14 protein-coding genes and 1 pseudogene are annotated in these 12906 nt (G+C 51.8%); 2 read left to right on the forward strand and 13 right to left on the reverse strand.

All coding sequences use genetic code 11. The features are described 5' to 3' along the window. Window positions 1-129 precede the first annotated feature (129 nt). Together NYE48_RS16680 and NYE48_RS16685 are read right to left on the reverse strand one after the other, a co-directional pair. Entirely contained in the window at window positions 130-948 is an 819-nt protein-coding gene (locus tag NYE48_RS16680) for a Cof-type HAD-IIB family hydrolase (RefSeq protein ID WP_340999480.1), read from the reverse strand. Between the two features lie 83 nt (window positions 949-1031). Beyond that, the gene (locus NYE48_RS16685) at window positions 1032-1733 is read right to left on the reverse strand and encodes a DUF421 domain-containing protein (protein WP_036710163.1); all 702 of its coding nucleotides are present in this window, start codon (window positions 1731-1733) and stop codon (window positions 1032-1034) included. Between the two features lie 335 nt (window positions 1734-2068). Here NYE48_RS16685 and NYE48_RS16690 point away from each other — a divergent pair, with 335 nt between their 5' ends. Beyond that, window positions 2069-4210, forward strand: a complete 2142-nt coding sequence (locus tag NYE48_RS16690) for an alpha-amylase family glycosyl hydrolase (RefSeq protein WP_340999481.1) — start codon at window positions 2069-2071, stop codon at window positions 4208-4210. A gap of 154 nt (window positions 4211-4364) precedes the next feature. Here the strand turns inward: NYE48_RS16690 and NYE48_RS16695 are convergent. The 5 genes and pseudogenes from NYE48_RS16695 to NYE48_RS16715 form a co-directional block, all read right to left on the reverse strand. Continuing rightward, window positions 4365-4883: pseudogene (locus NYE48_RS16695) on the reverse strand (GNAT family N-acetyltransferase); the annotation flags it as partial. Window positions 4884-4897: 14 nt separating this feature from the next. Then, window positions 4898-5026, reverse strand: coding sequence for a GNAT family N-acetyltransferase (locus NYE48_RS16700; protein ID WP_445324008.1), 129 nt, complete (start codon window positions 5024-5026; stop codon window positions 4898-4900). A gap of 149 nt (window positions 5027-5175) precedes the next feature. Next, complete coding sequence (locus NYE48_RS16705) at window positions 5176-5700, reverse strand: hypothetical protein (protein ID WP_036710153.1); 525 nt, start codon at window positions 5698-5700, stop codon at window positions 5176-5178. Between the two features lie 54 nt (window positions 5701-5754). After that, the gene (locus tag NYE48_RS16710) at window positions 5755-6339 is read right to left on the reverse strand and encodes a histidine phosphatase family protein (protein WP_212952042.1); all 585 of its coding nucleotides are present in this window, start codon (window positions 6337-6339) and stop codon (window positions 5755-5757) included. A gap of 84 nt (window positions 6340-6423) precedes the next feature. Then, entirely contained in the window at window positions 6424-6945 is a 522-nt protein-coding gene (locus NYE48_RS16715) for a DUF402 domain-containing protein (protein WP_212952041.1), read from the reverse strand. Window positions 6946-7084: 139 nt separating this feature from the next. Here NYE48_RS16715 and NYE48_RS16720 point away from each other — a divergent pair, with 139 nt between their 5' ends. Beyond that, window positions 7085-7411, forward strand: coding sequence for a DUF4406 domain-containing protein (locus NYE48_RS16720; protein WP_036710212.1), 327 nt, complete (start codon window positions 7085-7087; stop codon window positions 7409-7411). A 111-nt stretch (window positions 7412-7522) separates the two neighbouring features. Here the strand turns inward: NYE48_RS16720 and NYE48_RS16725 are convergent, their stop codons facing one another. From NYE48_RS16725 to NYE48_RS16750, 6 genes are all read right to left on the reverse strand, one after another. Continuing rightward, window positions 7523-8662 carry a beta-ketoacyl-ACP synthase III gene (locus NYE48_RS16725; RefSeq protein WP_212952040.1) on the reverse strand — a complete coding sequence of 380 codons (1140 nt, stop codon included), beginning with the start codon at window positions 8660-8662 and terminating at the stop codon, window positions 7523-7525. 175 nt (window positions 8663-8837) lie between these two features. After that, the gene (locus tag NYE48_RS16730; protein WP_212952039.1) at window positions 8838-9413 is read right to left on the reverse strand and encodes a PadR family transcriptional regulator; all 576 of its coding nucleotides are present in this window, start codon (window positions 9411-9413) and stop codon (window positions 8838-8840) included. A 169-nt stretch (window positions 9414-9582) separates the two neighbouring features. Next, window positions 9583-10977 carry an MDR family MFS transporter gene (locus tag NYE48_RS16735; RefSeq protein ID WP_036710143.1) on the reverse strand — a complete coding sequence of 465 codons (1395 nt, stop codon included), beginning with the start codon at window positions 10975-10977 and terminating at the stop codon, window positions 9583-9585. Between the two features lie 41 nt (window positions 10978-11018). Beyond that, a complete protein-coding gene (locus tag NYE48_RS16740; RefSeq protein ID WP_036710139.1) occupies window positions 11019-11372 on the reverse strand; it encodes a VOC family protein in 354 nt (117 codons plus the stop codon). A 300-nt stretch (window positions 11373-11672) separates the two neighbouring features. Further along, window positions 11673-12380 (reverse strand): DNA alkylation repair protein, encoded by a 708-nt coding sequence (locus tag NYE48_RS16745; protein WP_340999487.1) that lies wholly within the window; start codon window positions 12378-12380, stop codon window positions 11673-11675. Window positions 12381-12442: 62 nt separating this feature from the next. Continuing rightward, window positions 12443-12841: a YkvA family protein gene (locus NYE48_RS16750; protein ID WP_340999489.1), complete on the reverse strand. Its 399-nt coding sequence runs from the start codon at window positions 12839-12841 to the stop codon at window positions 12443-12445. Window positions 12842-12906 lie beyond the last annotated feature (65 nt).

Consider the following 12906-nt stretch of genomic DNA (forward strand, 5'->3'; position numbering starts at 1 on the left):
ACGTTTCCATAATACTCCAAAGGTAACACCTTGTCAAAATTTGCTCCTTTTGTCGTATTATAGCGATTGAGGGGAGCTTTTTTTAAAGCACTGGCCCCTGGTTCATCCGGAGGACACCCCCGCTGGCCGCTAGACATGAAAATACTTTTCTATAACTTTGGCTACGCCGTCGTCATCATTCGACAACGTGACTTCATCCGCCGCGTTTTTTACAGACTCGGGCGCGTTTCCCATGGCTACGCCAAGGCCTGCGTACTCAAGCATGTCCATGTCGTTGAAATTGTCTCCGACCGCGATGACCTGCTGCCGCGCCACGCCCCATCGTTCCTGCAAAAACCGGATGGCCGACGTTTTCGAAACGGAACGGTCCATAATTTCCAGGTAGGAAGGTTTGGACCGGTAGATGGCAAGCTCTTCCGCAAACTGCTTTTTCAAAGAGTTTTCCAGTGCCCCGATCTCTTGCGCCGCGCCCATGCATAACGCCTTGTGGGCCCCGTGAAGCGAACTTGCCGGCAAACGGAACATGGCTTCGAAGTCGATGACGGACGGATCGGTTTTGGCGATATCCCGCTCTTGAAGCGCCCACTCATCCAGGCGGTCGACATACCAGTCGTCGTCCTTGTAAAACCCGGCATGGATTCGTCCGAGCTTCGCCTGCCGGTATATGTTCTCGATTTGAGCCATGGTCATCGTTTTGTTCCAAAGCGACCGGTAGGAGCCGTCCTCCTCCGTTTCGACAACCAATGCGCCGCTGTAGCAAATGATCGGAGTGTCCAGACCCAGCTCCCGGTGAATAAACGCAATGCCCTTGGGCATCCTTGCGGAAACCAGCACGACCCGAACGTCGCCGGGCAAGGCGTGAATGGCCCGCTTCGTCCCGGAAGAAATGTCATGGTTCGAATTCAGCAGCGTTCCGTCGATGTCCAGGCACAGCATGTGATCAGTCATTTTTCCCCATCCCCTTCGTTCCTCTTCTGCTTTCGGTTCCATTATAACCTAGAGGATGCCCGAAGTAAGACGGGGATTTTTTTTTAACGGCTTCGGCCGCCGGCGTAGGTTTGGACGAAAATGCCATCCCCCTCCAGCCATTCGGCGATCAAAACCTCTCGATAATCGGAAATATGCTGGGTTTGAAGCTGCTTGTGCAGCCAGGTTTCGTCAAAGCCCGCGTCTTGGATTTCGTCCCACAATACTTTTCCGTCGCGAATGAGCGTGACGGGGACATAAACGGGAGTTTCCTGGAGTTTCAAATCTTCCTGCGTCGTTTTCTGGTATTTGGACTTTTTCAAAATGCTGAGGGAACCATCCACCTCCAGGTAGCAAAAGGCCACCTCCCGGATCGAAAAGGTTTCGCTTTGGCGAAGCAGGCTTTGCAGCTGATTGAGGTTCATCCGGTTTTTTTTCAGTGCTTCATAATCCACGACGCCGTTTTTAATGAGCGCGGACGGCTTGCCCTCGAACATCCCGCGGAAAAACAACGATTTTTGTCCAAGGTATTCCACGACAATGAGCAGCAATCCCCATAAGAAAATGGAATATAAAATGTGAATAAGCCCGATGCCGGGTTCAAACAAGGCGTTGCCAAGCAGCTCCCCAAACACGATGGACGCGATAAAGGCAAACGGCGTGATCTGCCGGATCAGCTTTCTTCCGACGATTTTCACGACAATAAACAACAAAAAAAATCCGACAATCAGCTCAACAGTCAAAGAAGAGAGAGTGATTTCCTTCATATCATAAACCTCGCCGCGATTGTTATTTTGGAGGTACATTTTATGTATTCCCACATTGCGCCCGATATCTACGCTTAGAAAAAAATCGTCGGAAAAGCGCCCCAAAAAATTTTTATCGTTATTTATTGACAGTTGTATGCGCTTTCATCTACAATGATGGAGGAACGCAATACTCGATATAATTTAAGGGCCATGCATTCCGTGACCGCACACCCGGTATGGAACAACCCCGGTATCTCGATGGAGAAGCCGGGGTTTTTTGTCGCCCTTTTTAGGAGGTGATCCGGCGACAGCGGACAAGCCTGGAATTCAAACGATGACATAGGAGGTATAACATGAAGAAATTTCTGAAAATGACAGCCGCGTTTTCCCTGGGACTATCCCTGGCGTTCGGGCTTTTCAGCCCCGCCCAGGCCGCCCCGGATACCTCGGTATCCAACAAGCAAAATTTCAGCACCGACGTCATCTATCAAATTTTCACCGACAGGTTTTCGGACGGCAATCCCGCCAACAATCCGACCGGCGCGGCGTTTGACGGAACCTGCACGAACCTCCGGCTGTATTGCGGCGGCGACTGGCAGGGCATCATCAACAAAATCAACGACGGTTACCTGACCGGGATGGGCGTTACCGCCATCTGGATCTCCCAGCCGGTCGAAAACATCTACAGCATCATCAATTATTCCGGCGTCAACAACACGGCCTATCACGGCTACTGGGCCCGGGACTTCAAAAAGACGAATCCGGCCTACGGCACGATTGCGGACTTCCAGAACCTGATCGCCGCCGCGCATGCCAAAAACATCAAAGTCATTATCGACTTTGCCCCGAACCATACGTCGCCCGCCTCGTCCGACCAGCCTTCCTTTGCGGAAAACGGCCGGCTGTACGATAACGGCACGCTGCTCGGGGGATACACGAACGATACGCAGAACCTGTTCCACGATAACGGCGGCACGGACTTTTCCACGACCGAAAACGGCATCTACAAAAACCTGTACGATCTCGCCGACCTGAACCATAACAACAGCACCGTGGACGTCTACTTGAAGGACGCGATCAAAATGTGGCTGGACCTCGGCATCGACGGCATCCGCATGGATGCGGTGAAGCATATGCCGTTCGGCTGGCAGAAGAGCTTGATGGCTGCCGTCAACAACTATAAGCCGGTCTTTACCTTCGGCGAATGGTTCCTGGGCGTAAACGAAGTGAGCCCGGAAAACCATAAATTTGCCAACGAATCCGGCATGAGCCTGCTTGATTTCCGTTTTGCCCAAAAGGTGCGGCAGGTGTTCCGGGACAACACCGACAATATGTACGGCCTGAAGGCGATGCTGGAGGGCTCCGCAGCCGATTACGCCCAGGTGGATGACCAGGTGACGTTCATCGACAACCATGACATGGAGCGTTTCCACGCAAGCAATGCAAACCGCCGGAAGCTGGAGCAAGCGCTGGCGTTCACGCTGACCTCGCGCGGCGTCCCCGCCATTTATTACGGCACCGAGCAGTACATGTCGGGCGGGACCGATCCGGACAACCGGGCGCGGATCCCTTCCTTCTCCACGTCGACGACCGCCTATCAGGTCATTCAAAAGCTGGCGCCGCTGCGCAAGTCCAACCCGGCCATCGCCTACGGATCGACGCAGGAGCGCTGGATCAACAACGACGTGCTCATTTATGAGCGCAAATTCGGCAGCAACGTTGCCGTCGTTGCCGTCAACCGCAATTTGAACGCGCCGGCTTCCATTTCGGGACTTGTCACTTCCCTGCCGCAAGGCAGCTACATTGACGTCCTTGGCGGCCTTCTGAACGGTAACACGTTAACGGTAGGCTCCGGCGGGGCCGCCTCCAATTTCACGCTTGCGGCCGGCGGCACGGCGGTGTGGCAGTACACCGCGGCAACGGCGACGCCGACCATCGGGCATGTCGGGCCGATGATGGCCAAGCCGGGCGTGACGATCACGATCGACGGCCGCGGCTTCGGCTCTAGCAAAGGCACCGTCTACTTCGGCACGACGGCGGTGAGCGGCGCCAACATCACGTCTTGGGAAGACACGCAGATCAAAGTGAAAATTCCGGCCGTCGCAGGCGGCATCTACAACATTAAAGTCGCAAACGCCGCCGGAACGGCAAGCAACGTGTACGACAACTTCGAGGTATTGTCCGGAGACCAGGTCAGCGTCCGCTTCGTGGTCAACAACGCGACGACGGCCCTTGGGCAAAATGTGTATCTGACGGGCAATGTCAGCGAGCTGGGGAACTGGGATCCGGCAAAAGCGATCGGGCCGATGTACAACCAGGTCGTATACCAATATCCGAACTGGTATTATGACGTCAGCGTTCCGGCCGGCAAAACGATCGAGTTCAAGTTTTTGAAAAAACAAGGCTCCACCGTCACGTGGGAAGGCGGCAGCAACCACACCTTCACCGCGCCGTCCAGCGGCACCGCGACCATTAACGTGAATTGGCAGCCATAAGGCGTGAGGGATAGGCGGCTACATCCGCTGGAAGAGAGCGTCTTACCCGCGTATCGGGAGTCCGCCCAAACCGCTGGATTATCTGCGGCAGAAAAAGATGGGACCCTCCCCTCTTTTTCTGCCGTACATGCATGAAAGATTTTCGAATAGAGCAGATTGCGATCCAAAACCGTTTGACGATATTCCCGTCTTCTTCCCTAAAATTTGCGACCGGCACCCCGCTGTATTTCAAAATCGTTTTTTCCGAAACCGCATTCCAGTCGTCGCATGCGACAAGCGCTTTCGTAATACCTAGTTCCTTTGCTTTTTCCAGCGCTAAAGAAAGCAATAGGGAGGCATAACCTTTTTGCCGTTCGGCCGGACGGACGCCATACCCGATATGGCCGCCGCTTTGCAGCAGTTTTTCGTTCAGGCGATGCCGGATGTTGACCGCCCCGATCACGCGTTTGTTCTCGGTAACGAACCAATAAGTAGAGCTCGGCACCCAATCTTCCGGGATACCTTCCCCCTTTTCATTTTGCCGCAAAAACTGAAGCATGCCTTCAAAGTCGGACGGTCCCCTGCTATCCACCCAAGGCACGATGGACTCTCCGCTGGCTAACCATTCCTCGTAGAAATCTATGTATTCGTCCTTGTACTCGAAATCCGGTTCCGCCAAAAACGCGCTATCCAAAACCGCTCCCCCTATCACTTGAGTTTTTTGCCGTTGTATTCGTGCTTGAGGATGCCCATTTGAATTAAATCATGCCAAGCGCCTTCCCGGAACAGAAACTCGCGCAAAATCCCTTCCTGCTTGAATCCGATTTTCTTGTACATGGATATGGCGGTTAGGTATCGATCATGAGCCCGTCCACGAACGAAACCAACGACAAAAGTGTCGTTTTTTAACGTTCAAATTCACTGCAAAAAAACGGCCGCCCCATTGTATAAGGCTAGCCGAATTTATTTTAAAAGCAGCCATTCATTTATTTCAAAAGCTCCAGCAGTTCCAGTACCTCGGGCGCAAGGTCGGAATTGACGCGCATGATATCCTCGAACAAGGGTCTCGCCTGCTTCAACAAGAAATCGCTGTAATAGTAATAGCTGAAAAACGCCTCGGGGTCGTACCCGGTCGGTTCTCCTCTCTCCCATTCCAGTTCGTCTTCCTCCTCGTCCTCAGGCCAAAGATATTTCTCGTTCAACAGCTCGTTCATGCTTGTTACCGGATGTTCCAATCCCAAATCCTGATCGGATAGCGCGGAAGCGACATTCAAACACACCCTGATTTCACCCGAAGCGGCCTCCTTCGGACCCCGCAGCTCAAGACCGCGCAGCAGTTCAAGCAGCACCCATGGCGTAACTTGCCATAACGTGCCTTGATGTTCGGCCAGCTCGGCCAAGGATTCAAATTGTCCCGTCTCGATCAGCCGCGGAATGTCCGTCCCTCTCCCGTAGGGGGTCGTTAACCGCTGCCAAGGAATGTTTGGGTGGAGTTGCTCAGAAGCTTCCAAGACGATTTCTCCTTTCGCGATTCACGCTCGTTTTTGCCTTCGAATACTTGTTTTTCAAACATTCGCGGATTCAGCCCATAATCTTTTTACCTCTATCAGTTCCTGATCGTCAAATTGCATCCGGTACACATCCGGCTTCGATAATTGGAGCAAAAACTCCAAACCGAACCGGCTGTCGTAATGCCCCATCATCAGCGTCATCACGGCGCCGTGGGTGCCAATGGCTATCTTTTGTCCGCGGTAAACTTCCAAAATTTCCTGAAGAACGCCGATCGCCCGCTTCTGGCAAGCCGCGTTGGATTCCCCTCCCGGCAACGCATAATGCGGATCCGCAAACGACCGGTCCAGCAAAGGATACAGCTCCCGATCGGAAATCCGGTGCTCTCCGGCGTCAAATTTCCGTTCTTTAAGATTCTCGTATAAAATGATCTCCTTCCCGGCTTGGTCGGCTAACTCCTGAATGGTCATCACCGAGCGGGCGTACGGACTTGAAACAAATACGCCGATGCCTTCCTCCCGCAAAAGCTCGGTGACCCGGCGGGCGTCTAACCGCCCTTTTTCCGTGAGCCCTCGCGTGCTCTCCGTTCCGTCTGTTTTGGGCGATTCCCCATGCCTTACCATGTATATGTACGTGTGCACGGTTGCTCCTCCTTCATGTTGGAATGCGAAGCCATTCGGACAGCTGCGATACCGCTGCAAATGACGGGAACGGCATGATAGGATTCAGCCATCAATTTCTCCTCCTAGCCGTTCGGTTTCCTTTTTGGCATCTTCGAGGATGGCATCCTTCTGGCCGATTAATGCATGGAGCGCCTCATGCACAAAACCGTTTTCGAATTGATGCAGCGGCTCCGGCAGTTCGTCTTCGTCCAAAACGAAATGCTCCCCGTTCGGAAGGACCAGCAGATCGATGATCAAATCTTCAAAGGATACGGCCTCATCGGTAACGGTCGTGTTCCTTACCAGATTAAAATACGAGCCGAGATAGTTCCCTTGGCCGTCTCTCCAAAAATACAGGTTATAAGGCCGATCGATCCAATAATAAGCAAAGGTATACGTTCCTTCCGGTATCGTGAGTTCGCTTGCGCCGGCCGGCATCGTAAACGGCTTGTCTACCTGGTGCAGCAGCACGATCTTCGGGAGCTCCATCTTCAAAAGTGTGCAGTCATGATAGGCAACGGTTGCATCATAGCGGATTTTTCGCTCGATGACCGGTTGCCCCTTGTGCAGCGATTGCGCGGGCATGTTGGAAAACCTCCCTATGAAAACGATTTTCGATGATGATTATTGTAACAAAGGCGGAGATCAATTTCTAATGTGGTAATATAGATATGGACAGCTTAGCGGAAACTAACGCAGCCAATCATTGGGAAAGGATCCGAAGATGAAGGTCATTACTTTATGCGGTTCAACCAAATTCAAAAATGAATTCGAGCAGGCCAATGCTTACCTCACGCTGCAGGGAAACATCGTCATGAGCGTTGCTTTTTTTGAACAGAGCGAAGGTTATCCATTAACGGAGGAACAAGCCGAACTGCTGGGAACGATCCATCTGAAAAAAATCGATCTTTCCGACGAAATCTTCGTGATTGACGCGGGCGGATACATCGGCAGCAGCACGCAAAAAGAAATAGAGTACGCCCGAAAGAATGGAAAAACGGTCCGCTTCTATACCGAGGAAGGGATCCCTCCCCAATTTGCGGTAACATAAATAGCGCCCGAACAAACATAAGGCTCACGCTGCAGAACGCAGCATGAGCCTTACGTTTATGTTTGAATGCTTGATCTGTAGACGGCAGCCCGTCAAACCTGTACGCGCCCGTTAGGCTTCCGGGGAAGGCCCCACGACGGTCAGCATGAAAAACGAGGTCTGGAACCTTCCGCTTTCGGGAACGATGCACATCAACCGCTGCCCTTCGGCAAGATGCCCTTCGTTCAACAGCTCCTCCAGCATGATATAAATCGAAGCCGCGCCCGTATTCCCTTTCGTGTACAAATTCGTAAACCATTTTTCCTCCGGAATGTTCACGCCGCCAAGCTCAAACATCCGGAACAGTTCATCCTTGAAAAAATGCGATGAATAATGGCAAAGCATCCAATCGATGTCCTTCGGATCGAATCGCCCCTCCTCCATCAGCTCCAGGAAACGGAAGACGCCTACTTTGACGATTTCATTAACCAGCCGGACGTCTTGCCGCAAATTAAGCGCTCCGCGGTCCGCCGCTTCATGAATCGAAGGGTAATCATGCCAGGACGACAGTCCGTCTTCTTTATTCATGCCCGAATACATGCAGACTTCGTATTGATTCGCAAAGGACCTGTTATCCATCCAATCGATGCGCAGCGATAAGCCCGTACGGTTCGGGGCGTTCTGCAAGACGGCCGCCCCTGCTCCATCCGATATCATAAACCGCAAAAAATCGGTATCGAACGGAACTCGGCTGTTGGTGTAGATCCCCTGCGCTTCAAACTTCGTATGCTTAAACTCCCGGCTGTAAAACTCGCTTCCGCAAGAGACGGCGGCGTCATGCTCGCCCGATTTGATATGTACGTATGCATTTTTAAGCGCTTGGGTTCCGCTTACGCATAAGCCGGAATGCGAGGCAATTTCCATCGCGGGCAAGCCGGTTTCTCCGTGCACCATGCTTGCAAACCCGGGCAAAAGCAAATCGGGTCTGGTCGTCCCGGCCGCCAGAAACCCGATCTCCCGTTCCGTTACGTTCGTATTCCGTTCCAGCGCGTCGCGAATCGCCAAAGCAGCCATTTCGGCATTCGAATATAAACTTTTTTGCTCTTTATCCATCGCATAATACCGGTATTTGATTTGATTTTTCTCCAGAATGATCCGTTTGGTTTTGGAAGGTTTGCCCCCGATTTTGCCGATATAATCCTCGATTTCATCATTGCTTACCGGAGATCCCGGCAGGAATTTGCCAACGCTTGTAATATAAACCTGATTCATAGAACACCTCTCAAATTCTAGTATATACCATTATTATCATAGATGTTCTATTAATTGTAAAGTATTGGAATTGGTCCTTGAAACTCCCATTCACGCCGAAGGGCCGCGAACTCCACTTTAAACGCGATCCTGAACGTTCACGACGACATTTCCGAAAAAGGATCGCCGATATAAACTAATCCCGCTCAAGCCCTTGTCCATCCGTCCGATGGCTGTGGATTAACTGCATAGCCCATTGTTCGTCAAATTGCAGCTTTTCCAACCGATGCCGGAAAAAAAGCTGAATGTACTGCTGTTCCCCTTGGGGAATCCGCTCGTCTTGGCTCGCATACTCCAACCGCTCTTCCTCATGGCGAATTTCGTACCGCAGGTAGTCCTTGTATTGGTGCAAAATCAAAAACTGCAATTCCTTGCTGATCAATCCGAAGTTTTTCAGTTTCGTATAAAAATGCAGCTCGTAATCCGGCGAATATGGAATCGGTTCTTCCATCAACCGAAAAAAACGTATTCTGCCTTCGTCCGTAAGTTTATAGGTTTTGATCTTTTTTCCTCTTCCTTGTCGGGCGCCCTCCGGTTGTTCATCGGGAACCTGCTCGATCAGCCCGTCCGCCACCATGCCGTGGATCAGCGGATAAATCGCCCCCCAGCTCACCTTTCGCGTAGGACCGACAATTCCGTTCAAAATCTGATGCAGCAAATAGCCGTGCATCGGGTTATTCATCAATTCGCCGAGTATGAACAATTCGTACAAAACGAATGGCCTCCCTTGTAAGTTCTACTGCTTTTAAGCAATCAACAGTATAACATACGGCTGCCTGAAAAAACAGAAAAGCCGCGGCGACCGCGGCTTTCCCGGGCCGCATCCGTTTGCGGCCGGTTCCGTCTATCGTTTGAGATGCCAACTCCCGTTTGCCCATCTGTCAAGCCGAATGCTGCTGCGCCATCCCCTGGCGGTGTTTCGGCAGGAACAGCACGGTGAGAAGATTTGCAATCGCAATGCCCGACATGACGATAAAAATGGCATGCATACCCGCAACCAACTCCGATTTTGAGCCGATGGCGTTGACATGCTGGTTGTAAATCGTGCCGAATACCGCAATGCCGATCGTTTGCCCGAGCGCACGCATCAGCATGCTGGAAGCGTTGGCGACGCCGCGCTGCTCCCAGCCGACGACCGATTGCACGACAACGGTGGAGGGCGTCGCGACAAAACCCATGCCGAACCCGACTAGAACGAGGATGCCTATCCAAAATACGTAAGGCGAGTCCAACTGAAGCGCAATCAGCCAGATGGAGCCGGCCATGACCAGCAAAGAACCAAACACGATCGATGCCTTCGCTCCGACCCGGTACATAAGCCTGCCGGCGACGTTGGAAGCCAGCGGCCAGGCCAGCGACATCGGCATGGCGATCAGGCCCGAGCCCGTGGCGGAGTTGCCGAGCACCGACTGAATCCAGATCGGCGCGTAAACCGTAAGCCCCGTCGTGATGCTGAACGTCAGGAAACCGCTGATGTTGGTGATGTTCAATACGCGGATGCGGAAAATCGACAACGGGATCATCGGCTCTTCAGCCCGTTTTTCAATCCAGAGGAATAGCATGAAAAATACGGCCGATGCCGGAAGCAGCCCCATGATCACCGGGGAATCCCACGAATGCTCTGACCCGCCGCTCAGCAGCGCATAGAGGAGCGCAGAGAAGGCAACGGTAAACATAAGCGCGCCGAGGTAATCGATTTTTTTCGCCTGGCGTTCAACCGGTTGATGCAAAAATGCGACGACCAGCAGCAGGGCGATGAGGCCGATCGGTACGTTGATGTAGAAAATCCATCGCCACGACATCTGATCGACGAAATAACCTCCGATAAGCGGGCCAAGCAGGCCTGCGACGGACCAAACGGACGAGAAGACGCCCATCATCTTGCCGCGCTGCTTTCCGGTGAACAAATCGCCGATGATCGTAAAGCATACCGGGGCGAGCGCCCCGGCTCCGAATCCTTGCAAAGCCCGGAACCCTATGAGCTCCGTCATCGACTGTGCCATCCCGCATAATACGGAACCGAGCACGAACAATCCGATGCCGGCCGCAAACACGGCTTTGCGCCCGAATAAATCGGCGAGCTTGCCGAAAATGGGCGTCGCCACGCAAGTGGTCAACGTATACACCGCAAACACCCAACTGAACAGCGTTTCGCCATGCAAATCCTTGATCATATGAGGGGTCGCTGTGGCAACAACAGTCGCGTCCAACGCGCCGATAAACATGGCCGCCAGCAGTCCGGCGACGACGATGTTGACATTGGTTTTCGAGGCCATGCGAAAGATGCCTCCTTATGTTCAAGTTTTCTCCCTTTGGCTTAACGATTGCAAACCAAGTAGAGGGTATTCCCTTCCGGATCGCTGAAGTGCACGACTTGGGCCGCTTGGCCTTCTACGGCATCATGGAATTCAACGCCGCGGGATTTCAGGGTTTGGATGGCTGACTCCATGTCGTCCACCTCAAACCCAATGGACATGCTGCCCGATTTAACCGGCCCGGAACCATGATCTCCGGCCAGGTGCAACAGTCCGATCGTTAATCCCGGCGCTGCGACTTGGGCAAAATGCCCATCGCCTTCATGCTGCAGCTCCAGTCCCAGAGTATCGACGTAAAATTGCACCGCCTTTTTCATATCCGCTGCCATCACCGTCACGTTTCCGCTTTTCAACATAATAAATTTCCTCCTTATTCGTTTGATCGGTTTTATTATATCAAAATAATATAATAAATAAATATATTTTTTAGATATATATGATGGAAATTTTAGGATGTTTGTTCAAAAACAAACGGCTCCCGTAAGTTCCCCTTGCCATTCGCATTGGAAACCGAGCCTTGGGAACTTCCTTGCAAGCAAATAAAAAAGAGAACGCAATTAGGCGCTCTCTCGCATATTCCATATTTTTAACGAAACGTATTTCAATTGGCGTGTTTCCTGCGATCCATCCAATAGCATAAACACTTCGCTTGGAGTTTAACATCTCACATATTTGCGCTTAAAACCAAGCTGTCCTCTTTCCAGCGCCTTGTGGATGCTTTCCGAAGCGAGCAGGATGCTGCTTTTTTTCGAATCGCGTTTCATTTCCACCGGCCCTACTGCCTTTGCGGTTTCGACCGCCCGTTCATGAAGAGGAAGATAGGATACCCCGACCGTATACAAGAAATTATTCATGGAAGATTTCGTTCGTTCAGGCGAATCGTGAATCGTCTTTTTCACCCTCTCCAGCATGCCGGCCATTTTGCTTTCGGCAAACTGGGCGTCCGGCCGGCTTCCCAAAAGCCAGCAATAGCAGCTCCAGCCCGCCGACATTTTTAATTCCTCGCCGCTTTCGATCCATTGATCCGCGACTTCTTGCGCAATATCCGTTTCGTCTAAGGTCACCGCGACGACGTAATCGGAAAGCATATAAAAATAAGCTCCCTCCATCCAGCGCTCAAAATCCGCCGCGGTCATCGCTTTCGGATCCGCAATGATGCCGGCAAAATACATGGCGTCGTAGTTTCCTGTGGCGTATAGCTGCTCGGCCAAAGGCTGATTGATTTTGATCTTTTTGGCCATCGGTTTCATGGCACCCGTCGCTACGCCAAAAAGCGGTTCCCGCGCTCCATTGGACATATACTGTTTTTTAAGCCGCTCCTTGCCGAGAGCTTCCAGCTCCTGCATGACCGATTCAAAGTTCATCGTTGGCACCGCCTTTTTTTCGTTTAAGATCACGCTTTTTTATCTATAAGGAAACACAAATCCTATGCAAAAAACTTATAACACTTGCTCCCTATCCAAACCGCCAACAAAAGCCAAACTAATATAATGATGGCCCCGGTCACCCAATTTTTCGGCTTCCCGTTCTTTCCAATTTCCTCCGCCCTTATTCTGCAGTCTTCAATGACAGACGTTGGAATCATCTTAAGCGCTAGCGTGATCCCGAGCGGAACAATAATTAAATCATCAATATAACCCAAAACAGGAATGAAATCGGGGATGAAATCAATTGGACTAAATGCATAGGCAACAACTACTATCGTAAATAGCTTAGCATACCACGATACTCTTGGGTCTTTGTAAGCTAGGAATAGCACAAAAATGTTGCGTTTAATTTCTCTTGCTTTCCTTTTTGCTTTTTCCAGCACCTTCGCTTTTCCCATGGGGTTCCCCCGCTCATACAAGAGATTCCTGAACCTCGAATCCGAGCTACCTCATAAAACCCTGC

Source organism: Paenibacillus sp. FSL M7-1455, assembly GCF_038004655.1.
GTDB classification, from domain to species: domain Bacteria; phylum Bacillota; class Bacilli; order Paenibacillales; family Paenibacillaceae; genus Paenibacillus_AQ; species Paenibacillus_AQ cookii.